22 protein-coding genes are annotated in these 22747 nt (G+C 72.2%); 11 read left to right on the top strand and 11 right to left on the bottom strand.

Annotated elements, in window-relative coordinates; all coding sequences use genetic code 11:
- Positions 1-5: 5 nt before the first annotated feature.
- A complete protein-coding gene (locus WME85_RS08225) occupies positions 6-2630 on the bottom strand; it encodes a HEAT repeat domain-containing protein (protein ID WP_437836795.1) in 2625 nt (874 codons plus the stop codon).
- Between the two features lie 165 nt (positions 2631-2795).
- Positions 2796-3881, bottom strand: coding sequence for a hypothetical protein (locus WME85_RS08220; protein ID WP_437836794.1), 1086 nt, complete (start codon positions 3879-3881; stop codon positions 2796-2798).
- A gap of 305 nt (positions 3882-4186) precedes the next feature.
- Here WME85_RS08220 and WME85_RS08215 point away from each other — a divergent pair, with 305 nt between their 5' ends.
- Positions 4187-5101 carry a hypothetical protein gene (locus tag WME85_RS08215; RefSeq protein WP_437836792.1) on the top strand — a complete coding sequence of 305 codons (915 nt, stop codon included), beginning with the start codon at positions 4187-4189 and terminating at the stop codon, positions 5099-5101.
- A gap of 174 nt (positions 5102-5275) precedes the next feature.
- Positions 5276-6199, top strand: a complete 924-nt coding sequence (locus WME85_RS08210; RefSeq protein ID WP_437836790.1) for a hypothetical protein — start codon at positions 5276-5278, stop codon at positions 6197-6199.
- A 98-nt stretch (positions 6200-6297) separates the two neighbouring features.
- On the opposite strand, the gene purS is transcribed toward WME85_RS08210, so the two are convergent.
- Together purS and WME85_RS08200 are read right to left on the bottom strand one after the other, a co-directional pair.
- Positions 6298-6546: a phosphoribosylformylglycinamidine synthase subunit PurS gene (gene purS, locus WME85_RS08205; protein ID WP_437510464.1), complete on the bottom strand. Its 249-nt coding sequence runs from the start codon at positions 6544-6546 to the stop codon at positions 6298-6300.
- 60 nt (positions 6547-6606) lie between these two features.
- Complete coding sequence (locus WME85_RS08200; protein WP_437836788.1) at positions 6607-7569, bottom strand: phosphoribosylaminoimidazolesuccinocarboxamide synthase; 963 nt, start codon at positions 7567-7569, stop codon at positions 6607-6609.
- 128 nt (positions 7570-7697) lie between these two features.
- On the opposite strand from WME85_RS08200, the gene mdh reads away from it, so the two are divergent.
- Positions 7698-8639 (top strand): malate dehydrogenase, encoded by a 942-nt coding sequence (gene mdh / locus WME85_RS08195; RefSeq protein ID WP_437836786.1) that lies wholly within the window; start codon positions 7698-7700, stop codon positions 8637-8639.
- Positions 8640-8811: 172 nt separating this feature from the next.
- Here the strand turns inward: mdh and WME85_RS08190 are convergent, their stop codons facing one another.
- Both WME85_RS08190 and WME85_RS08185 read right to left on the bottom strand, forming a co-directional pair.
- On the bottom strand, positions 8812-9945 hold the full coding sequence (locus WME85_RS08190; protein WP_437836784.1) for a hypothetical protein: 1134 nt from the start codon (positions 9943-9945) through the stop codon (positions 8812-8814).
- Positions 9946-10098: 153 nt separating this feature from the next.
- Positions 10099-10749 carry a TetR/AcrR family transcriptional regulator gene (locus WME85_RS08185; protein ID WP_437836782.1) on the bottom strand — a complete coding sequence of 217 codons (651 nt, stop codon included), beginning with the start codon at positions 10747-10749 and terminating at the stop codon, positions 10099-10101.
- A 142-nt stretch (positions 10750-10891) separates the two neighbouring features.
- Between WME85_RS08185 and WME85_RS08180 the strand changes: the two genes are divergently transcribed.
- From WME85_RS08180 to WME85_RS08170, 3 genes are all read left to right on the top strand, one after another.
- Positions 10892-11788 carry a M20/M25/M40 family metallo-hydrolase gene (locus tag WME85_RS08180; RefSeq protein WP_437836780.1) on the top strand — a complete coding sequence of 299 codons (897 nt, stop codon included), beginning with the start codon at positions 10892-10894 and terminating at the stop codon, positions 11786-11788.
- Positions 11789-11919: 131 nt separating this feature from the next.
- Positions 11920-12393, top strand: coding sequence for a GNAT family N-acetyltransferase (locus WME85_RS08175; RefSeq protein WP_437836777.1), 474 nt, complete (start codon positions 11920-11922; stop codon positions 12391-12393).
- Between the two features lie 60 nt (positions 12394-12453).
- Positions 12454-12993 (top strand): hypothetical protein, encoded by a 540-nt coding sequence (locus WME85_RS08170; RefSeq protein WP_437836775.1) that lies wholly within the window; start codon positions 12454-12456, stop codon positions 12991-12993.
- 58 nt (positions 12994-13051) lie between these two features.
- Here WME85_RS08170 and WME85_RS08165 read toward each other — a convergent pair whose 3' ends face one another.
- Complete coding sequence (locus WME85_RS08165; RefSeq protein ID WP_437308555.1) at positions 13052-13510, bottom strand: NUDIX domain-containing protein; 459 nt, start codon at positions 13508-13510, stop codon at positions 13052-13054.
- A gap of 187 nt (positions 13511-13697) precedes the next feature.
- Here WME85_RS08165 and WME85_RS08160 point away from each other — a divergent pair, with 187 nt between their 5' ends.
- The 3 genes from WME85_RS08160 (at position 13698) to WME85_RS08150 (ending at position 15189) form a co-directional block, all read left to right on the top strand.
- A complete protein-coding gene (locus tag WME85_RS08160) occupies positions 13698-14195 on the top strand; it encodes an SRPBCC family protein (protein WP_437836772.1) in 498 nt (165 codons plus the stop codon).
- A 167-nt stretch (positions 14196-14362) separates the two neighbouring features.
- Positions 14363-14725, top strand: coding sequence for a c-type cytochrome (locus WME85_RS08155; RefSeq protein WP_437308553.1), 363 nt, complete (start codon positions 14363-14365; stop codon positions 14723-14725).
- The gene (locus WME85_RS08150; protein WP_437836769.1) at positions 14722-15189 is read left to right on the top strand and encodes a hypothetical protein; all 468 of its coding nucleotides are present in this window, start codon (positions 14722-14724) and stop codon (positions 15187-15189) included. The genes WME85_RS08155 and WME85_RS08150 overlap by 4 nt, the downstream gene beginning before the upstream one ends.
- A gap of 90 nt (positions 15190-15279) precedes the next feature.
- On the opposite strand, the gene WME85_RS08145 is transcribed toward WME85_RS08150, so the two are convergent.
- Complete coding sequence (locus WME85_RS08145; protein WP_437836766.1) at positions 15280-15405, bottom strand: hypothetical protein; 126 nt, start codon at positions 15403-15405, stop codon at positions 15280-15282.
- A 213-nt stretch (positions 15406-15618) separates the two neighbouring features.
- Here WME85_RS08145 and WME85_RS08140 point away from each other — a divergent pair, with 213 nt between their 5' ends.
- Entirely contained in the window at positions 15619-16455 is an 837-nt protein-coding gene (locus WME85_RS08140; RefSeq protein WP_437836764.1) for a hypothetical protein, read from the top strand.
- A 496-nt stretch (positions 16456-16951) separates the two neighbouring features.
- On the opposite strand, the gene WME85_RS08135 is transcribed toward WME85_RS08140, so the two are convergent.
- The 3 genes from WME85_RS08135 to WME85_RS08125 all read right to left on the bottom strand — a co-directional run bounded on the left by WME85_RS08135 (position 16952) and on the right by WME85_RS08125 (position 20861).
- A complete protein-coding gene (locus WME85_RS08135) occupies positions 16952-19315 on the bottom strand; it encodes an ATP-binding protein (RefSeq protein WP_437836762.1) in 2364 nt (787 codons plus the stop codon).
- A gap of 490 nt (positions 19316-19805) precedes the next feature.
- On the bottom strand, positions 19806-20372 hold the full coding sequence (locus WME85_RS08130) for a Uma2 family endonuclease (protein WP_437836760.1): 567 nt from the start codon (positions 20370-20372) through the stop codon (positions 19806-19808).
- Positions 20373-20408: 36 nt separating this feature from the next.
- A complete protein-coding gene (locus tag WME85_RS08125; RefSeq protein WP_437836757.1) occupies positions 20409-20861 on the bottom strand; it encodes a VOC family protein in 453 nt (150 codons plus the stop codon).
- A 254-nt stretch (positions 20862-21115) separates the two neighbouring features.
- On the opposite strand from WME85_RS08125, the gene gpmI reads away from it, so the two are divergent.
- A complete protein-coding gene (gene gpmI / locus WME85_RS08120) occupies positions 21116-22744 on the top strand; it encodes a 2,3-bisphosphoglycerate-independent phosphoglycerate mutase (RefSeq protein WP_437836755.1) in 1629 nt (542 codons plus the stop codon).
- The last annotated feature ends 3 nt before the right edge of the window (positions 22745-22747 follow it).

The raw sequence follows: 22747 nt of genomic DNA, 5'->3' as shown, positions 1-22747 counted from the left end.
GCGGCTCACCGGCGGCACTGCGGCGCCGCGGAGAGCGCGGCCCTCGCCGTCTCGCGCAGGCCGTGCGGCGTGTCCTTGTCGAGGAGCGGCTTGAGGCGCGCGGGCAGGTCCGCCGGGTGCACCGCGCCGAGCGCCGCGAGGGCCGCCGAGCCGAGCCGCTGATCGCGCTCGCCCATCGGCGCCTTCGCGCGCAGCGCGAGGCGCGTCCACAGGTCGACCGAGCTCGCGTCGCACATCGCCCCGAGCGCGAGGATCGCCCGCGCGCGCACCTCGACGTCCTCCTCCTTGTCCTCCGCGAGATCGCGCACGGCCTCGATGTGCGCGGCCGCGCGGTGCGCGCCGAGCCCGTCGAGCGCGCTCCGGCGCACCTCGGGCGCCCTGTCGGCGAGCGCCCCGACGAGCGCCCGATCGCCCGCGGGCGTCGCCGGCATCGCGCCGATCGCGAGCGCGGCGTTGCCGCGGATGAACGTCCACGGATCCGAGGCGAGCCGCGCCGCGAGCGCCGCGGGCGCGCCGGCGGGCAGCTTCGCCCCGGCGGAGGCCGCGCGCGCGAGCGCCACGATCGCCGCCTCGCGCACGCGCACCTCCGGATCGGAGGCCGCCGCGAGCAGGTCCGGCGCGAGGGCCGGGACGTCCGCCGCCACCTCGGCGGCGCGGAGGCGCACGTGCGCGTCGGCGTCCTTCCGGAGCGACGCGCGCAGGTACGCCTCGGCCGGCGCCTCGCCGGCGCGGGCGAGCGCCGCCGCCGGCGCCTGGAGGAGGTAACGCCGCTCGAAGGGGGCGCTCGCCGCAGAGGCGAGCGCCTGGAACGCGGCGCCGCCGCCCTTCACGCGCCCGAGCGACGGCCCGAGGGCGCGGAGCAGATCGAGCTGCGCTTCCTCGGGGCGGGCGCGCAGCCGGTCGAGCTGCACCTCCGCCTCGACGACGTCGGCGGCGCGCTCGCTCCGCGCCGCCAGCGCGAGCGCGGCCCGGAGCTCGCGCCGCGTGGCGCCGCGCGCCCCGGCGAGGGCGTCGAGCAGCGCCGGGATCGCCTCGGCGGGCGCCACGAGCGCGAGCTCGCGGGCCGCCGTCACCCTGGCCGCGGCCGCGCCCCCCTTCACGATCTCGGCGAGCGCCGGCGCGGCCGCGCGCCCGCAGCGGCGGACGCGATCGCGCGCGTGGTGGAGCTCGGGATCCGGCTCGGGCGGCGCGGCGCGGGAGGACCGTCGCGGCGCGGCCGCCGCCGCGCCGGACGCGAGCCGCGCGGTGAAGAACGGGATCTGCACCGCGCAAGGCGCCGTGTCGATCACGCCCGCCGCGAGCTGCCTGCCCGCCGGATCGAGCTTGTCGTAGCCGGCGATCGCCGCCTCGACCGCCTCCGGGCCGCTGCGCGCGAGCAGCGCCGCGGCCGCCCTGGCGCGCTCGCCGCCGCCCGCGAGCGCGCCGACGAGCGCCGCCGGGCCCTGCCCGTCGAACGCCGTGCGCGCCGTGATCTCGGCGATCGTGACGCGCACCTCCGGCCCGGACGGGGCGCCGCGGTCCCCTGCCCCCGCCGGCGCGCCGCGCGGCGCGTACGCGTCGTCGAGGACGACGGCGATGCACGAGGCCCTGATCTCCTCGGGCAGCTTCAGCTCGTAGCCGGCGGTCTCCTTGAGCCACGCGTCCTCGGGCAGGCTCACCTGGAAGAGCCGATCGGGCGTCGCCACGAAGAGCGTGCGCGGCGCGGCGCCGCCGTCCACGGCCTCGGTCGGCTTGATGCGCAGGCCGAGGCCGGTGATCCCGACCTCGTCCGCCGACGAGAGCGACACGAACTCGCCCCGGCCCGCGCCCGCCTTGCCCTCGGACCAAGCGGTCTTCGGGTCGCCGTCGGCGATCTCCGCGAAGCGCTTGCCGACGGCGCTCGACGCCGCGGTCGGGCGCAGCAGCCTGAAAGCGGGCGCGGCCGCCTCGGCCTCGCGGCGCTCGGCGGCCACCTTGCTCGCCGCGCGCCGCTCCTCGAGCGGGAGGTTCTGGAAGCTCGCCCCCTTCAGGAGCGTCATCGTCCGCGGATCGACCTCGCTCGCCCCGACGAGCGCCGGGCGCCCGCAGATCGTCACGTCGTCGCGCAGCTGGCCGACGAGCACGCGGCTGCCGCTGCCGAGCGGCTCCACGACGACGGCGTCGCTCCGCCCCTCGCCGTGCTCCCCGGTGGAGACGCCGGTCCAGCCGCTCCAGAGGACGACCGGCTCCGTCCCCTTCCCCGCGAGCGGCGCGGCGAGCAGCATCACCCAGCTGCCGCCCCCGGCGCCGAGCGCTGTCGCGGCGGCGCCGGCCGGCGTGGCGGCGACCGGCGCCTCGATCTTCGCGAGGCGCTTGCCGTCGGCCAGGGTGACCGGCACGACGCGCGCGCCGCCGAGCAGCGGCGCGACCTCGGGAGCCACGGCGAGGACCTTGCCGCCTTCGGGCGCGCACGCCGCCGCGGCAGGACAGACGCGGGCGGTGATCCCGCCCGCGTCGATGCGGACGGCGAGCGCTTGCTGGCCCGCCGCCTGAGGGAGCACCACGGGCGCGACCTGCGCGGCGGCGTTGCCGAGGAGGGTCGAGGAGGCTGCGATCCATCCGACGGCGGCGCCGGCGCGACGCCACCCGGAACGAAACGGCGATCTGCGCATGCGCGCCATCGTAGTCGCGCCGCGCGGCGGTGCGCTCGCGAGTTGAGCGAGAGTTGCGCCCCGCGGAGCGCGTCGCGCCGGCGTCGCGCCGCGGACGCGCCGCTTCGCTGCAGCGCGTCGTTCGAGCAGGCCCGCCGCGCGCCGCGGCGGGCCCGGACGCCATCACTACTTCGGCGTCTCGGCGGCGGGGATCCAGAAGCCGCCCTCGTCCGGCGGCGTCATGCCGAGCGCCTTCGGGAGCACGTTCGTCCAGCCCGCCACCGTCTCGAGCAGGTAGATCTCCGCCCCGGCCTCGATCTCGCCGACCGGCTTCTCCTTCTCGTCGCGCCGCGCGCGGACCGGGATGGCCTTCGTCGCCTTCACGATCGGCGGCGCCTTGTCGAGCGCCAGCTGCGCGCCGGCCACCGCGGTCGTCGGCGGGATGTACTGGTCCATCATCTCGCCCTTCTTGAGCGGCTCCAGGTCCTTGAGGCGCGCCCAGGCGTCGATCGTGAGGTCGCCGCGCGACATCAGGTGGACGAAGCCGTCCTTGGCCTCGGTGCTCCAGAAGAGCTGGGCCGTCCCCTCGAGCATCTTCAGCGTGAAGATCACGTCGCCGCCCGCGCGATCGAACAGCTCGATCGTCGACGTCTTCATCAGGTAACCGCGGGCGCTGCCGGGGACCTCCATCCTCACGGGGACGCCGCGCTGCAGCGCGAAGGCGTCGCACGAGGCCGAGCCCTTCGCCGTCTGCCCCTCGGTCCCGGAGATCGAGAGCTCCGCGCGGAGCGAGTCGCCCGTGGCCGCGACGAGCTTCACCCTCTGCGCGCTCGAGATCCAGACGTGCCCGGCGATGACCGGGATGTCGCGCGTCGTGAACACAGCGACGTCCGAGGGCGCGACGTAACCGTCGATCCGCAGCGCCGGCGAGCCCTCCGACGTGCTCAGCCGCGCCCGGCTCGACGCCGGATCCGCCGGGATCGCGCTCAGCGTCATCGGGACCAGCGCGCCGGTGAAGCTCGCGAGCGTCCGGCCGCCGCTCGGCGCGTCGTAGAGCCGAGCGCCCTTGGGCACCGGCGCGGTGCCCTTCAGCTTGCAGGTCGGCCCGGACACCGCCGCCTGCGCGGCCGCCCCGGTCACCTGCGCGGCCGACACCGCCACCTGCGCGGGCTCGGCGCTGGCCTCGGAGATGGCCGGCACGCCCGGGAGCCCCGCGCCGCAGAGCACCGCCCCAAGAGCCAGAAGACCAAGTCCCAGAACGTCGCTTCTCATCCACTTCCTCCGACGTAGGCCGGCGGTCCCGCGCTCGCGGCGCTCGCACGCGCGGTCCTCTCTTGTCGAGTCTCCCCTGGAGCCGCCGGCCTCCTGCGGCGCGGCAACCTGCAGGACCGCCCGGCGCGCCGAGCCGTCCGTGCCGTTGGTCGGATCATCCTAGCGGATCATTCAGGCTCCGCCCGAGAAAGGTCCTACCCCGCAGCGCTTCAGTCGTTTCCGGTGTATTGAGCAGGGCGCCCCGAGGCGGCTCATCCGAGGCAGCCCGGCTGGACCGTACCCGCCTCCCCCCGGGAAGCCACGCCATGCACGGATTCGATCTCGCCTTCGCCTCCCCTCGCAAGCTCCCGCGCGCCCGCGACCTGCGCGGCAACGTCGCCGTGCTCGACATCGCCTTCGCCTCGGAGGCGGGAGGGAAGAGCTTCGAGACGGTCACGCTCCCCCTCATCCAGGAGCTCGGGCCGCGGCTCGCCGCCTGGGTCGACCACCACGACAGCGCCCACCACGCGCGCTTCGCGGGCGATCCCCGCTTCGTCCTGTCGACCAAGGCCGAGCACGGCGCCTGCCCCGAGATGGTCACCCCCGAGGTCGTCGCCCGCGCCGGGCGCGTCGACACCCTCGTCTGCCACGTCGACTTCGACGGCCTCGCCAGCGGCGCCAAGTGGATGCGCGGCGGGGTCGAGCCCTACGCCGGCTGCGACGAGGACGCCCGCGCCATCGACACCCGCATCGGCGTGCCGAGCCCGATCGCCACCCGCATGGACCGCGCCCTCCGCGCCCGCCCCCGCGACCAGGCCCTCTTCGGCCTCATCGTCCGGCACCTCGCGTCCGGCCTCGCCGACCCGTCGCTCTGGACCCCCATCGATCAGGCCGGCGCCGAGCTCGCCACCATGGAAGCCGAGACCCGCCGGATCGCGCTCCGCTACGAGCGCGTCGAGCCAGGCCTTGTCCTCGTCGACGCCTCGCAGCGAGGCGGGCCCTACGACAAGACCCTGCTCCTCCTCATCGGCCAGGAGCGCGCGCCCATCTCCGTCGTCGTCGACAACGACAGCATCACCTTCGCCGCCCGCTTCGACAGCGGGGTGAACTTCCTCGAGACGTTCAAGATCTCCGGAGGCATGCCGACCCGCATCTCCCTCCAGCGCGCCAAGCTCAAGGACGCGCTCCTGGCGCTCGGCGTCAAGCCGGCGGACGCGAGCCGGCTCTCCGCTCCCTCCTGAGCCCGCTCCCCTGCCGGCGCCGCGGTCCCGCGCCCCCCCAGATTCCCCCGGTCCGCCGACATCGTTGACGCTGTGGGCCCCGGCTGCTACGGGGCATTTCAGATCTGCAATTTGCAACTCTGCAATGCCGGCGAGACCCGAGGCACCACGCCTGCGCCGGAGAGCACGAGGGGTATGGCGGCGAGAAACCTTTCTTCGGCGTCGAGCAGCGGTGTCGACGAGCTCCTGTTCCGGAACGACGCTGTTTCGCTCTGTCTCCTGGTCAACCGACGGCACCGGACGCTCCGCATCATCGACTTCCGGGCGGGGCCGACCCCGTCCAAGCGGAGCTTCGTCCTGTCGGCCGCCAAGCGCGAGGGGGTCGAGAAGATCTTCACCCTGGTCGAGCGCGACGAGGTGCCGACGTGGACGCGCCTCGGGTTCGTCCGGGAGGGGTCGATCCCCGGCTTCTACAAGCGCAGCGACGCGTGGATCCTCGGGGCGGTCGTGTCCGAGATGCCGCCTTCGCTGCGCGAGGAGAGCGGCGACGACGAGGGCGCCGAGGGCGAGGGCAAGGCGGGCTCGCCGGCGGTCCTGCTCGCCGAGCGCACGATCGCCCGCGCGCGGCGGCTGCTCCGGGAGAGCGAGGGACGGCCGCTGCCCGCGATCAAGATCGCGCCGGCGAGCGGCCCGGAGCTGCGGCGTGCCGTCGCCGCCGCGCAGCGGGCGGGGCGGGCGCTCACGGGCTTCGAGCCGTTCGGGCGCGACGCGCTGCGGACGGGCTACGTGCTCTCGGCGCGGGGCGGCTTCAGCCTGCACGCGGCGTGGGAGATGCAGTCGTGCTTCGGCAACTCGTTCCTCGAGATCCTCTCCTCGCCGCGCCACGAGTCGGAGCGGCTCGCCACGACGGCGGCGATCGGCGCCCTCTGCGAGCGCCTCGTCGAGGAGAGGGCCGTCAGCACGTTCACCTTCGCCCCCGCGGACGACCAGGAGCTGTGCGCCGCGCTCCTCGCGAACGGCTTTCGCCGCTCGGCCGTGATGGCGCGCCACCTCGTCGTCGGCCGCGCCCGCAAGGACGCCATCCTCTGGTCGAAGAAGCTCGTCGCGCCCGAGGCCTGAAGCCGCGGGCGGCCGCGCGCGGCACACCCGCTGCCGCCCGGCACATCGGCCCTGCTGCCCGCCGCGCCTCTCGCTCGCCGGCCCGCCGCGCGGCGGCGCTACTTGGCGACCGTGACCTCGTAGTCCTCGATGACCGTGTTCGCCAGCATCTCGTCGGCCATCTTCTTCAGCCGCTCCTCGAGATCGGGCGCGCTGCCGAGCGAGGGGTCGAGCTCTATCTCGATGAGCTTGCCCACGCGCACGCCCTTCACGCCGGGGAACCCGAGCGAGGTGAGGGCGCGCTTCACGGCGTCGCCCTGCGGATCAAGGACTTCCTTCTTCAATCGGACGGTGACGACGGCTTTCACTCGCTTTGCTCCAGGCGCTCTCGGCGCGGCTGGCACGGGTACGGGCGCGGCAGCGCCCGCCTACACTCCCAGGTTGCGCGGGATGCGCACGGCCGGGTCCTCGAGGTCGGGGACGAAGGCCGCGCCGGTGATCCGCTCGAACGCCTCGATGTAGCGGCGGGACGCCTCGATCCGGATCTCGTCCGGGATCGGCGGGATCGGCCCGTCGCCCTGGAAGCCCCGCGCGGCGAGCCAGCGGCGCACGTACTCCTTGTCGAACGACTCCGGCTCCTCGCCGGCCGCGAAGCGTTCGGCGTAGGAAGACGCGAACCAGAAGCGGGACGAGTCGGGGGTGTGGATCTCGTCGATGACGACGATGTTCCCGTTCCGGTCCTTGCCGAACTCGTACTTCGTGTCGACGAGGATGAGCCCCTGGCCTTCGCAGTAGCGGGCGCCGTGATCGAAGAGCGCCAGGGCCATCTCGGCGGCGGCGTCGAAGTCGCGCGGCGTGATCGTCCCGAGGGCGAGGATCTCCTCGCGCGAGGCGGAGAGGTCGTGCCCGCCCTTCGGCGCCTTGGTGCTCGGGGTCAGGATCGCCCGCGGCAGGCGCTCGTTCTTGCGGAGGCCGTCGGGGAGCCGGTGGCCGCAGAAGACGCGCTCGCCGCGCGCGTAGTGCGTCCAGATGCTGGTCGAGGTCACGCCCGTCACGTAGGCGCGCACCACCATCTCGACCGGCAGCGGCGTGCACTCGAGCGCCTCGAGGACGTTCGGGTCGGGCTGGGAGAGCATGTGGTTCGGCGCGACGCCGCGCGTGCGCTCGAACCAGAAGGAAGAGAGCCGGTTCAGCACCTGCCCCTTCAGCGGCAGCGTGCCGAGCACGCGGTCGAAGGCGCTGATACGGTCAGTGACGACGAGCAGGCGCCGGCCGTCCGGCGTCGTGTAGCAGTCCCGCACCTTGCCCTCGTAGCGGGCGAAGGGGCCCACGAGCGAGGTGTGCTCGAGCACCCGGCCGAGCGCGGTGCGCAGATCGTCCTCGGTGACCATGGGGCGCGGCTTACCCGGCCTCGCCGGCCGAGTCGACAGGTTTCCGAAGCCGCCGGCCGAGTTCCTTCCCGGCGGCCCACCCGGGAGCCCCGTTGGTCCCCGGCCGGGGGGGTGGTAAAGGGCCGCCCATGGCCAACCGAAAGAAGATCGCCCTCATTGGCGCCGGAAACATCGGCGGGGAGCTCGCGGCCCTCATCGCGCGCAAGGAGCTCGGGGACGTCGTGCTCTTCGACATCCCCCAGAAGACCGATTTCGCGAAAGGCAAGGCGCTCGACCTCGAGCAGAACGGCGCCGTCCTCGGCTACGACGCGTCGATCAAGGGGACCTCGAGCTGGGCCGACTGTGCCGGCGCCGACGTCCTCATCATCACGGCCGGCATCCCGCGCAAGCCGGGCCAGAGCCGCGACGACCTCGTCGCGACGAACCTGCCGATCATCCGCAGCGTGGCGGACGGCGCGAAGGAGCACTGCCCGAACGCGCTGGTGATCGTGATCTCGAACCCGATCGACGCGATGGTGTACGAGTTCAAGCGCCGCACCGGCTTCCCGCGCGAGCGCGTGCTCGGCATGGCGGGCGTGCTCGACAGCGCGCGCTTCCAGCTGTTCCTGGCGCGCGAGGCGAACGTCTCCGTGAAGGACGTGCGCGCGATGGTGCTCGGCGGCCACGGCGACGACATGGTGCCCATCCCGTCGGCGTGCACGATCAACGGCGTGCGCGCGACCGAGCTCATCAGCAAGGAGAAGCTCGACGCGCTCATCGCGAGGACGCGCAAGGGCGGCGGCGAGATCGTCGGGCTCATGGGGACGAGCGCCTACTACGCGCCGGCCTCGAGCGCCGTCGCGATGGCGGAGAGCTTCCTGCTCGATCAGAAGCGGCTGCTGCCGGTCGCCGCCTATCTGGACGGCGAGTACGGCTACAAGGACATCTACATGGGCGTGCCGGTCGTGCTCGGCGGCAAGGGCATCGAGAAGATCGTCGAGCTGCCGCTGACCGCGGAGGAGAAGGAGATGCTCGCCAAGAGCGCGAAGAGCGTGCAGGGCATCACCGACGTGGTGAAGGCCGCGAGCTAGCGCGTGGCCCCGGGTGCTCCGGGGATCACCGACGGAGAATGAGCCACAGAGGGCACAGAGGGCACAGAGGGCACAGAGGAGAGAGAACAGTAGATATCTCGTCTCTGTCTCTCCTCTGTGCCCTCTGTTCCCCTGTGGCTCATCTCTTCACATCATCATCGCCTCGCGCAGCTCACTCCGCGGCGGGAGCCATCGAGGGCACGCGCTGTGAATCGCCGGTGGGTCCGTAGGACGGCGGCAGATCCAACGCCGCGCCGCTGCCCTCGGCGATGTCGTTGATGCGCTGGCAGATCATGTTCATCATCTGCCACCCCTCGGTGAGCGCGCCGCGGAGCGAGGCGACGTCGAGGCCGGGGAAGCTCTTCAGGAGCTCGTAGCCCAGCTTGAAGTGGTCGGCGTCCACCTGGGCGTGCGTGGAGAAGTAGTTCGAGCCGGGGAAGAGCGCCTGGGCCGCCGTGAGGAGGACATCGGCGCAACGCTCGATGACGAAGTGGACGAGGACGGTCCGCTCCTCGGTGGACGCGGAGCCCATCCGCTCGATGAACCAGGACGACGCCGCGGCGATGCCGCGGTCCCAGGACGGCACGCGCGACGGGCCGTGCATCCGGGCGAGCCGCCGGTTGTGACCGACCTCGTCGGCCAGGTGGCGCTCGGCGATCGCGATGGCCGCGGGGTGCGACTCGAACACGACCCGGGCGCACAGGACCTTCTGGAACGCGTCCGACCAGATCTGGAGCGCGCCGAGCATGCGTCGCTTCACGTCGTCGCCGCGGGCGCGCTCGGACCGGATGAGCCGCATGAGGGGGCTGCCGGCGAACTCCCGCGCATGGACCTCGTTCTCCTCGACGAGGCGCTCCAGGGGGGGCGCGGCGCCGCGCGAGGGGTCCTCGCCCGGGCCGTCCGGCGCCGGCGTCGCGCAGAGACAGGGCGTGTCCCAGCGAGCGCCCTCGCCCTCGAAATGGATGGATATCGCAGAGAGCCCGCCAGGCGCCCCGCCCACGAGCCCGGGGAGCCCGCCGGGAGGGACCAGCACGACGTCTCCGACCTGGACCCGCCGGGGCGAACCGCCGAGCACCTCGCCGGAACCATCGGTGATGACGAGCATGCCTCTTTTCGGGAGCTCACGAGGGCTGAACGGCTGATCCGGAGAGAGGCGCACCCATCTCAAAGACAGTCGGCACGCTTCCGGGAAGAAAGCCGAGAGCTCCGGGTGCTCCCTGAAATCCTTGAACAGCCCCAGGAGGGTGCGTTCGTCGGTCTTCAGGGACTCGATCGCGGGAATGCAAGCTGTGTTGATGACGCGCATCTATCGTCCTCTGGGTCGACGCTGTGGTGCGGTGACTGTGCACGGCTCGACTGCCTGTGTCCAGAAGGTGCACAGGGGATGAATCAGAATCCCAGAGGCCTAGAGAAGGAAGAGAACATGAAGTTTCCCTGGCGGGAGGTCTGACGCGCGGGGCTAGCGCTCGGCCATCGCCCTCGCGCGGAGCCCGATGAGCAGGGCGTCGAGGCCGAACTCGAAGTCCTGTCGGGCGTCGTGGCCCTTCAGTCCCGAGACGACCGCGGTCAGGTGGGGGAGCTCCTCGCGAGACAGCGCACCGTGGCGAGGGGCCGAGGCGTCGCCAGCCGGGCCGGACGACGCGAGCGCGTGGCCGACGACGAAGGCGATGAGCGCCTGGTACGCGCCGACGCACGCCTCAGGGCCGAAGCCGGCGCCGCGCAGGACGCCGAGCGCCGCGTCGACGTGGCGGAGCGCGGCCGGGGTCACCGGCGGGCGCGACGCGAACAGCGGGAGCGCGTTGGGGTGGGCGGCGAGCGCGCCGTGGAACGCGCGCGCCGCGCCCCGCAGCACCTCGACCCAGTCGGGCGCAGGACACGGGAGCGGCAGCGCATCGAGGATCACCTCCTGCAAGCCGTCGAGGACGGCGGCCTTGCTCGGGACGTGGTTGTAGAGCGACATCGCCTCGACGCCGAGCTCCGCGCCGAGGCGGCGCATGCTGAGCGCCGCGAGCCCCTCGCGATCGACGAGCCCGAGCGCCGCCTCCAGGATGCGCGCGCGAGAGAGCGCGCCGCGACCGTGCTTCTCGGCGGATCCGGTGCTTGACGGCATAGCGACTTACACCATAAGCTTACGACGTAAGTACAGGGGGAAGCACACGGGCGTTAGACGGGCGGCGCCACGAGGGTGCGGCGGGAACTGCGGGCACGTGTGGATTTGCGGGGACGCGCGGAGACGGGAGGCATCGATGTGGGTGAGCAAGACGCGAGCGCAGAGCGCGCCGGCGCTTCAGGCGATGTCCGGCGTGGACGAGGAGGAGCTGCGCGAGCACGTCCGGTGGCTCTCGGTCCGGCGGAACTTCTGGCATCAGGCCGCCGTGAACCAGCGGATCGGCGAGCGGCTCGGGGATCTGTTCGCCGCGCTCGGCTACCGGACGTCGATCGAGGGGCCTCTCCGGAACGTGGTCGCCGTGCCCGAGCGCGCCGAGGGCGAGGCGTGCACGCTCGTCTGCGCGCACTACGACAGCGTCCCCTCGTCGCCGGGCGCCGACGACAACGCGAGCGGCGTCGCGGTGGCGCTCGCGGTCGCGCGCGCCCTCGCCCGCGCCGCGCCCGGGGCGCCGGTCGCGTTCGTCGCGTTCAACGGCGAGGAGGACGGCCTGGCGGGCAGCGCCGATTTCGTGGCGCGCCTCGCGCACCGGCGCGGGCTCCGCGTGCGCGAGGCGCACGTCCTCGAGATGGTCGGCTTCACGTCGCGCGCCCGCGGCTCGCAGCGCGCGCCGCTGCCCGTGCCGATCCCGGGGATGCCGGACGTGGGCGACTTCCTGGGGCTCCTGGGGAGCGGGCCGTCGAACGCCAGCGTCTCCGCGATCGTCCGCGCGGCGAAGGAAGCGACGCCGGATCTGCGCGTGGTCGGGCTGAAGACGTACCTCGGCGTGGACCGGCTGCTGCCGGTGCTCCACCGGAGCGATCACGCGCCGTTCTGGAAGGCCGGCATCCCGGCGGTGCTCTGGACCGACACGGCCGAGTTCCGCAATCCCAACTATCACCGCGGCACGGACCTGCCGGGGACGCTCGATTACGGGTTCATGCGGCGTGTGGCCGAGCTGCTGCTGGCGCTGCTGGCGAGCACCTCGCGCGCGGGCACGTGAGGGCCGCCGGGGGGGCGAGATGGGTGGCCGGGCGGGCGGCGGGGCGCGCGGGCCGGCGCGACGAGCGCGACGAGCGCGCGATGGTGGCTCACGGGTCCCAGCGCCGCCGCGCGATGGGGCAGAATGGCGGCATGAGCCAACCGCAGCTCGCACCCACCATCCGCCGCGCCGTCGAGGCAGACCTGCCGACGGTCATCTATCTCTTTTCAATCCCCGACGAGGGCAACATGAAGACGGACCACCCGGGTCCGCCGCTCGATCCATGCTACCGCGAGGCGCTCGCGGCCATCGCCGAGGATCCGAACAACGCGCTGATGGTCGCCGAGGTCGAGGGTCGCGTCGCCGGAGCATTTCACCTGACCATCATCCAGTACGTGGCGAACCATGGAGGACGGGTGGCGCAGATCGAGAACGTGATCGTCGACCCGAGCCTGCGCAGCCGCGGGGTCGGCGAGGCGATGATGCGCTGGGCCATCGACGAGGCGCGGCAGCGGGGGTGCTTCCGCGTGCAGCTCACCTCGAACAAGACGCGCCTGCGTGCGCACCGCTTCTACCAGCGGCTCGGCTTCGTGGCGAGCCACGAGGGGATGAAGCTGAAGCTCTAGGCGCAAGCGGATAGGCAACCGCGGGACGCGCTGTGTACCCTCGGCCCAGGAGGATCGAGCGTGGCCACGACAAAGAAGAAGACGACGACGAAGACCGCGGGTTCAGTGAAGGCAAAGTCGGCCACGGGCACGAAGGCGACCGGGAACGCCGGCTCAGCAAAGGCCACCAAGGGCGCGGCCACCAGAGCAACAGCCACCAAGGGCGCGGCCACCAAAGCGACAGCCACCAAGGGCGCGGGCACCGACGGCAAGACAAGCACCTTCGAGGCGCTGCGGAGCATCCTCCAGCGGCACGCGCGCCACCTCGTTGTCGTGCACGACACGCCCGACAACTACTACCTCGACACGCGCACGAAAGGGCCGAACGGGAAGCCGCTCTTCTTCGGCGCCACGCGGGCGGGTCGCGCCTACACGAGCTTCTACCTCATGCCGGTCTACACGAACCCCGAGCTGCTCGGCGGCATCAGCCCGGAGCTCAGGAAGCGCATGCAGGGCAAGTCGTGCTTCAACTTCAAGACGAACGAGCCAGCGCTCTTCGCCGAGCTCGAGGCGCTCACCGGGCGCTGCTTCGAGAGGTGGAAGGCCAGCGGCCAGGTCTGAGCGGGAGGGCCGCGCCGGGCGCCGGAGCCGCCGCCTCGGCCGGCGGCGGGCGCGCCGCTCACAGGAGCGGCTCCCCCTCGGGCCCGAGCAGCGACAGCGGGAACACGGGCGCCCCCGCCAGCACGTCGCGGCAGAGCGGCTCCACGTCGGGGCCGCGCAGCGGCAGGGCCTTGATCTCCTTCAGCGTGACCCAGCGCGCCTCGAGCGAGTGCTCGTCCGGCTCGCTCTTCGGCGGCGTGTCGCCAGCCGGGCGCGCGAGGAAGAGCACCCGCAAGCGCGCCTGCAGCGAGGTCGGGCTGTGCTCGATGCGCAGGATGCCCTGCAGCTGCACGGGGACGCCCGTCTCCTCCAGCGCCTCGCGGCGCGCCGCCTCCGCGAACGTCTCGCCAGGCTCGACCCGGCCCGCGGGCAGGTACCAGAGCTGGTCGTGCTTGCGCTCGTGCACCAGGAGGAAGCGGTTCCCGAGCTTCACCAGCACCACGGCGAAGCACCAGGTCGGAATGGGAGAGCGGGACATGATGGATCCGACCGCGAGCTTACCCTGAAGCGCTTCCAGGACGACGGCGATCGGGTCCGATACAGGAACATCCTGACTCTGCCTCGGGCCGAGGGCTCGGAGCGCCGCGAGCAGGGGTACCGGTGAGCCCGTCCCCGCCGTGCTACGGTCATCGCGCCGGGTTACCCAGAGGAAAGCGAGGGTTCCAGTGCTGTACATCCAGGAGAGCATCCGTGTCGAGGCGCCGATCGAGATCGCATGGGCGTGGATCAGCGACCTCGAGCGCCTGACGAAGGTGAACGAATTCCACGTCTCGATGCGCTTCGAGACCGACCAGCGCCGGGGCAAAGGCACGCGCGTGCACATCGTTCACTCGTTCTTCGGGAGCGCTCCTGAGGTGCGCGTGGCGCGGGTGACCCACTGGGAAGAGGGGGTGGGGATCGGCTGGGTCGAGACGGATCTCAAGGAGCCGAGGGGCAGCTTCCCGCACTCGTCCCAGTACCGGCTGAAGGCGCTGCCCGACGGGGCGACGCTGCTCTCGGACGAGCTGCGCGGCTCGCTCAACCTCCCCTTCCTGGGGAAGGTCGCCGACAGGCTGCTGCAGGACGTGTTCGCGACGAGGATCGTACGGCGCGAGTGCGCCTACCTGAAGGCGCATATCGAGGAGTTCGCGGCCGGCTGGAACGCGGGACGCACGGCGGCGTAGCCCGCCGGGGCGCGCGGCCGGCCGCGCCCAGCGCGCCCGCGCTGACGGGGCCGGAGATCGCCCGGCCTCGCGGCGCGGCGCTATGCGCTTGCGGCGAGGGGGTGCTCCTCGTAGCGTCGCGCCGCCTGCAGCGCATGCGGTCATGCGCTACGTTCCGGCCCGCGCCTATGAGATGGTCGCCGCTCCTCGCCGCCCTGCCCCTGCTCGCGGCCGCGTGCACGCGGACCGCCCCCGCGGACGAGGGGATCGCGCTCTCTCCGCAGGCCCAGCAGGGCAAGGCCCTCTTCTCCACCCACTGCGCTGCCTGCCACGCCCCCGCGGCCAGGGTGGTCGGCCCCCCGCTCAGCGAGATCGCGGGCCTGTACGCGACCGACCCCGAGGGCATCGTCCGCTGGGCCGTGGAGCCGGGCCGCAAGCGCGCCGACGTCCCCCCGATGCCCAGCTTCCGCGGCATGCGCACGTCGGATCTCGCCGACGTGGCGCAGTACATCATCGAGGCCGGCACCGCGGCCGGGAAGCAGAAACCATGATCTATTCCATCGTTCTTCTGTTGCACTCGTGGCTGCGCTGGGCCGTCCTTTTGCTCGGGCTGGCGACGCTGGTGCGATCGGCCCGGGGCTGGATGCAGCGCAGGCCGTGGACCGCGGCCGATCGCAAGCTCGGCGCCGCGTTCGTCGGCACGCTGGACCTCCAGCTCCTCCTCGGCCTGGTGCTCTACGTCGCGCTCAGCCCGCTCACGCCCAAGTCGCTGGCCGCGCTGAAGGCCGCGATGCCTGTCCCCGCGCTGCGCTTCTTCGCCGTCGAGCACGTCTTCGGGATGGTCCTGGCGCTGGTGGTCGCCCACATCGCCTCAGCCCGGGCGAAGCGCGCATCGGACCCCACGACGCGGCACCGGCGCATGGCGCTCGGCGTGCTCTTCGCGCTGCTCATCGTGCTCGCCGCCATCCCGTGGCCGTCCATGGCGCACGGTCGCCCGCTGTTCCGGCTGCCCTGAGGGAGTGCCAGCCATTCACGCTACTCGATGACGGGAGGGTCCTGCGTGGACCTCGACCCGCCGCGTCCCGTGCAGCCGCACGACCCAGATTCAGTGTGTGCCCGCGGCCAGCAGCTCGTCGAGCTTGCGCTGCAGCTCGGCCTCGCCCTGGACCACGTCCGCGTGCTCGACGACCAGCGGGGGCGCAGCGGTCGCCCACCCGGGCACGTCGGGCACGCGAGAGATCTTGAGCCTTCTGCGGACGGGCTTGGCGCTTGTGAGCACCCCCTGTCACGCGAGTGACGCGCACCCCTCGCGCCAGCACAGATATTACGTTCTACCGCGCTCCGTCGTGCGCAAATCCGCTGAGTATTCTCATCGATACTGGACAGGATCGTCATGATTCCTGCTGGCCTCGCGCACCGCCGCGGGCTACACGCGTCTTGCGCCATGACCGAGCCCGAAGCGCCTCCGCCGGAGGGTGTCACCGCCTGGCATCCCATGCTCGTTGCCCTGCTCGAGCTCTACTTGCCCAGCGGGTGGCGGCTGTCTCCCGAGCTCTTGCTCAACCGCATGCCGCTCCGGGTGGACATCGTTGTCCTGCGTCTGGTCGACCAACCGGCCGGCCACGCGCGCAAGCTCCACAGCATCTTCGGTCATCTGCGGCAGCACACCCTCATCGAGCACAAAGGCCCTACCGACGACCTAGCGCCCGAGGACGTGCTGACGTTGCTCGCCTACGGCGCCCTTTACATGCGGCACAACAAGCTGGCCGATCCGGACGAGCTGTGCCTCATGGTCATCGCCGATCGCATTCCCGCGAGCTTCGCCAGGCAGGTCGAGCGCCACCATGGGACCTTCGCGCCGCTGGGAGGGGGCCTCTGGCGGGGCGAGCTCAGCGGCCTGTCGCTCCACGGCGTGGAGACACGCGAGGCCTGCCGGCAAAGCCCCACGGAGCATCTGCTCTACATGTTTTCCCGGGCGTACCTGAAGGGAGCGGGGCAGATTCTCCCGCTGGATCCGGAGGAAGCTCGGGTGTACAATGCTCTGTACCAGCAGGTCGAACAGTTCCGGAGGCAGCGGGGCACCATGGCCATGAAGGACTACGAGCTGGCTCGTCAGAGCTACGAGGAGGTGCTGGAGCAAATGCTCGCGCAGCTGCCCCCCGAGAAGCTCCTGGCAAGGCTGACGCCCGAGCAGCGCCTCGAGGGGCTCACGCCCGAAGAGATCTTGCGTGCGATTCCGCCCGAAGTGCAGGAGTTGCTCGCGAAGAAGCTCGAGCGCTGAGCCACGGCGAGACGCAGAAGCGGCTGTCCGCACCACACGCGAAGAGCGAGGCTCTTTCCAGTAGGCACGCGCCGACCCCGGCCTGCGGGGGACCTGGGCCGCGTGCTCCGCGGCGCAGATCGATTCGCTATATCGCGGCTCGGCCTGGGCTCAGGCATCTTCCACCGATGCGGTGCCGTTCGCGGGCGGTGTGCCGGCGGCCGGGAGCGCGATGAGGGGCTCGCCGTTGGAAATGCGGAGAGGGGTCGGCAGGTAGGGTCGAGCTCGCCCGGCTCGAAGCGACAGAGTCCGATCACGTGCCAGATCACGTGCCAGAAGGAGCCGGCGATGTCGCCGCCGAACTGGTAACGGCCATCGGAGTTGAAGGCGGCCCAGCCCTCGGGACAGGGCAGGAGGACGGCGAGGCACAGGCCGCTGTCACACCGATCCAGAGCCGCCGCCAGATGAGGGAGGCGACGCTGAGCGGGCCGGCCGACGAGACGCGCGCGCCGCCAGCTCATCTCGCTCCTCCGTCGGATCGCCCCCCCGGCGCCGCGGCCGCCTCGGACGGCGCCTGCTCGGACGGCCCCGGCCCGGCGAGCGGCAGGTCCACGGTGAACGTGGAGCCCTGCCCCGGCGCCGAGCTCACCGCCACGGTGCCGCCGAGCCGCTCCACGATCTGGTGCACGATCCACAGGCCGAGGCCGAGGCCGCTGTAGTGCCCGGACGAGACGGCCCTCTCGAACCGCTCGAAGATGCGCCCGTGCGCGCTCGTGTCGATGCCGATGCCGCGATCGATCACCGCGACGCGGGCCGAGGCGCCGTGCCTCGCCGCCTCGATCTCGATCGGCTCGCCGGCGCCGTACTTGATCGCGTTGGAGAGGAGGTTCGTGATCACCTGGTCGAGCCGCATCGGGTCCCACCAGCCGACGATGTCCTGCTCCACGCGCAGGGAGAGCCTGCATCCGGCCGCCTTCAGGTCGTCGTTGAAGCGGGCCACCACGTCGCCGAGGAGCTTCGGGAGGCTCACCTCCTCGAGGTCGAGCGTGAGCCTCCCGGCGTTGATGCGCGAGAAATCGAGCAGCACTCCGACGAGCTGCTCCAGCCGCTTCACCTGGCGCCGCGCCACGTCGGCCCGCCCCTGAACCCGCTCCGCGGTGAACGCGTCGCGGCGCGCGCTCGCGGCCCGGGACACGCCCTCGATCTGGAGCGCCAGGGTGAAGATCGGCGTCCTGAGCTCGTGCGACGCCATCGACATGAAGTCGTCGCGCATCCGCACGGCCTCGCGCAGCTCGCGGTTGAGCCGCTCGAGCTCGGCCGCCCTGCCCAGCACCGTCCCCACGATCGCGCCCCGCAGGTCCTCCGCGGCCGCGATCTCCCAGGGCTGCCACGGCTGCGCCTCCAGCCGGACGAGCTGCCGCCACGCCGCGAAGGACGTCCTCGGGTGGAGCTGCCCGCCCCCGTGGCGGCCGCTCGGCCCCGCGCCGGGCTCGCCGCCCCAGAGCACGCAGCGCTCGATCTCCGGCCGGAACCACGCGATCAGGGAGCACGGCGCGCCGGGGAACTGGATCGCCAGGACGCCGCACGCGACGTCCTTCAGGCGCTCGAGCGCCGGGCGCTCCTTCGCCAGGGAGCTCGTCGCGTACGCCGCCCTGGCGTCGCGCTCCTCCAGCCACCGCGCGAGCTCGTCGAGGTCCGCGGCGCCCGGCGTCCGGCCGAGGCGCGCCCACCCGCCGTCCTGCCGGATCGCGGCGCCGCCCGCGTCGACCAGGTCCAGGATCGTCGCCGATCGCGCCGAGAGGCCGGCGGCGATGTCCCGCTCGGCCGCGATCTGCTCGAGCAGCCGGGCGCAGACGGCGCCCCCCCGCAGGCGCGCCTCGGCGCTCCCGCGCTGCTCCATCGCGTCGATGTTCCACGCGAGGACCTGGCCGAGGAGCTCGCACACCATGCGGTACCTGAAGGAGACGCGGTGAGGCTGCCGGTGATGGCACGCGACGAGCCCCCAGAGCGCGTCCCCCCGCAGGAGGGCGATCGACATCGACGCGCGCGCCCCCATGTTGCGCAGGTACTCGAGGTGCGCCGGGGCCACGCTGCGCAGCGCCGAGCACGAGAGATCGAGGGGGCGCCCGGTGAGCGGGTTGTCGGGCGGGAGGATGGCGGCGGGCCGGTCGTCGATGTCCACGATCTGGCGCGTCCGGTTGAAGACGTAGAGCCGGCGCGCCTGCTCGGGGATGTCGGAAGCCGGGTAGTGCAGGTGCAGATAAGGCTCCATCTCCGGGGCGAGCGACTCGGCGATCACCTCCCCGTGCCCGTCCTCGTGGAACCGGTAGATCATCGTCCGCTCGAAGCAGGTGAGCCGGCCGATCTCCTCGGTCGCCCGCTGGCACAGCTCCTCTGTCGTCGACGAGGACCGGAGTCGATCGATGATCGCGAACGTTTGGTCGAGCAGGTCGTAACACCCTTCTTCGGCGTCGCGCGGCTCAAGCTCCAGGACGAGCAGCCCGTCGGAGCGGTGGAGGATCCCGTCGAAGCGCACCCCCGCCGCGCTCACCAGGAGCGGGTTCCGGCCGCGGATGAGCCGGCCCTCCAGGGCGGCGTGGATGCGCCGGATCGAGGCGCGATCGAGCAGGCGCGACGCCGGCTGGCCGAGCAGCGCGCGCGGATCGATCGCGAGGAGCGCCGCGGTGCTCGCGCTCGCCTGGACGATCGTGAGCTCTGGCTCCTTCAGCGAGAGGAGCACGCCGTGGGGCTGGATCGACCCGGGGATGTGGATGGGCTCGCGCGCGCAGTCGCCCGGATCGAGCTGCCGGCCCAGGTCGGGCCCTTCCAGGTCACCGGGGCCGCCGAGCCTTTCCTCCTCGAAGTCGGTGTTGCCCACCATGGGACCGTCCCTGTCCGGGCAGGCAACGCGCGCGCCGCGAGCCCTCTCCGTGCGGCCTCGCGGACCCGGCGGGTCGCGCGACGCCGGAGAGCCGGCGAGCTCTACCGCTCGTCGAACCCGTGTCCGCTCCCGTCAGCGGCCTGCGAAGCGACCGGCGATCGCTGGCCTCCGGCGGGTAGTGCTGTCATTTGAACATGAAGGCGGTAAGGCGGGAAGAAAATCTCAATGATCTTCCCGCCTTACCGCCTTCATGTGAACCCTCTCTGGGCAAATGACAGCACCACCCTCCGGCGCCCGTGGATCCTGGGACGGCGCGCCTCGATCGCAAGCGCGGGCCGGCACGATCCGCGGCCACGCCGGACGCGGGCCCGCTTCCTGCCCTCGCGAGCGCCTCCGGGGACATCCGGTCGCTCCGAGGGGACCCGGAACCCCGCGGCCGCCCGCTACTTCTACGGCGCTCCTGCTGCGCCGTTCCTGCGCTGTTCCTGCGCTATTCCTGCCAGAGAACGCCGAGCTCGATCTCCACCGCGTCGAACGGCGCCGCGCGCACGGTGACCTCGCCCTCCCAGGCGCCCGCGCGCGCGAACCGCCCCGCTTCGTTGCGGTGGACCTCGAGCAGCCGGAGCCGCGGGTCGATGAGCCAGTAGTGCGCCACGTGCTCGCGCGCGTAGATCTCCATCTTTTCGCGTCGATCGAGCGCCTCGGTGGACGGCGAGATCACCTCGCACACCCAGTCGGGCGCGAGGAAGATGGCCGCGTTCCGCATCGGGATCTGCGGCATCCGGTCGCGGCGCCACGCGGCGATGTCGGGGATGACGATGTCCGGATCGGTGCCGAGGTGCAGCTCGGGCTCGACGAGCAGCGCCCACCGCCCGGGCCCCTTGATGCCCCGGCGGAACGGCAGGTAGAGCTCGCCGGCGAGCACCGAGGTGACATTGCGGCAGGACAGCGACGGCCGCGGGGTCGCGTGGAGCACGCCGTTCAGGATCTCGGCCACCTGGTTCGGCGGCGTGTCAAGCACATCCTGGTACGTGGCGCGACGAGCGCTGTCGGACATGGGCGGATGTTAGCACGCACGCCGTACGCCCGCGGCTCACGTCGCGAAGATCTGTCTCGTGTCCCTGAACGATTTGAACTCCAGCGCATGACCGCTGGGATCGACGACGAAGAGCGTCGCCTGCTCGCCGGGCTCGCCGACGAAGCGGATGTGCGGCTCGATCAGGAACTGCACCCCGAGCTCGCGGAGCCGCTCGACCAGCGCGTGCCAGGCGCGCCACTCGAGGATGGCGCCGAAGTGGCGCACCGGCACATCCTTGCCGTCGACCGGGTTCGTGGGGAGGACGGCCCCGGCCTCATCGACGCGGGCCTCATCGACGCGGGCCTTATCCACCAGATGCGCCGAGATCTGGTGGCCGAAGAAGTCGAAGTCGATCCAGCGCGCGGCCTCGCGCCCGACGCGGCAGCCCAGCACGTCGACGTAGAAGCGGCGGGTCGCCTCGAGGTCCGAGACCGGGAAGGCGAGGTGGAACGGCGGGGCCTGGGTCATCGAGGTCCTCCCATGCGGCGTCCGCCATCGTACGGGAGGCCGAGGGCGCGCGACAGCCCCGGCCGCCGCCCGCCGCCTCCCCCACGATGGCGGGCGGCGAGCGCGCCGGGGGCCAGGCCCCGCGGGCGCCCGGCCCCCCGGGCACGCGGACGCGCGGACGTGCGGACGTGCGGACGTGCGGACGTCAGAGGAGGGGTAGAAATTCCCTGAGCCGCCCCCCCGATCGCCGCGGCTTCGTTGTAGATTCCGCCGCCATGAGCGAAGCCGCCCCCTCTCCCAGTCAACGCCCCCGCCCGCTCGTCCTCTGTATCCTCGACGGATTCGGCGAGCGCGAAGAAAAGGACCAGAACGCGATCGCCCTCGCGACGATGCCGCACCTCGACGCGATCAAGCGCGACGCCCAGAAGACGCTGATCGGGACGAGCGGCCCCGACGTCGGCCTGCCGGTGGGGCAGATGGGCAACAGCGAGGTCGGCCACCTGAACTTCGGCGCGGGCAGGATCGCGCTGATGGACATCTCGCGCATCGACGTCGCGATCGCCGAGAACAAGCTCGGCTCGAACGAGGTCATCGACAGGGCGTTCCGCATCGCGCAGGACCGCAAGTGCCGGCTGCACCTCTTCGGGCTCGTCTCCGACGGCGGCGTGCACTCGTCGCTCGATCACTTCTTCGCGCTGTTCAAGCTCGCGAAGTTCCACGAGGTCCCCGTCGTCCTGCACGCGTTCCTCGACGGGCGCGACACGGCGCAGAAGAGCGCGTGGGGCTACATCGAGCAGGTCGAGCAAGCGCTCGAGGGCGTCGGCGTCATCGGCACCGTCTCGGGCCGGTACTACGCCATGGACCGCGACAAGCGCTGGGACCGCGTGATGAAGGCCTACTCGGCGATCGTGCGCGGCGAGGCGCCGCGGGCCGACAGCGCGTACGACGCGATCCAGCAATCATACGCCCTCGGCAAGACGGACGAGTTCGTCGAGCCGGTCCGCATCGGCGACTACCAGGGCATCAAGGGCGACTTCATGGCCGACTTCGCCGCGAAGGACTCGAAATGGGAGTGGTGGGGAGAGGAGGTCGGCCTCGCCGTCAACTTCAGGCCCGATCGCATGCGCGAGATCTCGGCGATGCTCACGCGGCGGAACCTGCCGCCCGAGGTCCTCGAGTTCCTCACGGACCGCGGCAAGCCGGTCCACGCCTTCCAGGAGCACTGCTACAGCTGCATGACCGAGTACGACGCGGCGCTGAAGCTGCCGGTCGCGTTCCCGAAGGACGAGATCACCCAGTCGTTCCCCGAGGTGATCTCCGGCGCCGGGCTCACGCAGCTCCGGTGCGCGGAGACCGAGAAGTACGCGCACGTCACGTACTTCTTCAACGGCGGGCGCGAGGAGAGCTTCCAGGGTGAGGACCGGAAGCTCGTGCCCTCGCCGCGCGACGTCGCCACCTACGACCAGAAGCCCGAGATGAGCGCGGCGGGCGTCGCGAGCGAGGTCGTGGCCGCGATCAAGAGCGGGAAGTACGACTTCATCCTGGTGAACTTCGCGAACCCGGACATGGTCGGGCACACGGGCATCCTCGAGGCCGCCATCCACGCCGTCGAGGCGGTCGACAAGGGGCTCGGGGACATCGCGGACGCCGTGCGCGAGGCCGGCGGCGCGCTCATGATCACCGCGGACCACGGCAACTGCGAGCAGATGAAGGACGAGCACGGCAACCCGCACACGGCCCACACGCTCAACCCGGTGCCGTTCTACTACCTGAACCAGCACGACAAGGGCGTCGTGCTCCGGTCGGGCGGGCGCATCTGCGACGTGGCGCCGACGATGCTCGAGATCCTCGGCATTCCGCAGCCCGCGGCGATGACGGGGCGCTCGCTCCGCGTTCGACAATAGGAA

Source organism: Sorangium sp. So ce1153 (assembly GCF_051521595.1).
Taxonomy (GTDB): Bacteria; Myxococcota_A; Polyangia; order Polyangiales; family Polyangiaceae; genus Sorangium.
This window is presented reverse-complemented; position numbering and strand designations above follow the sequence as displayed.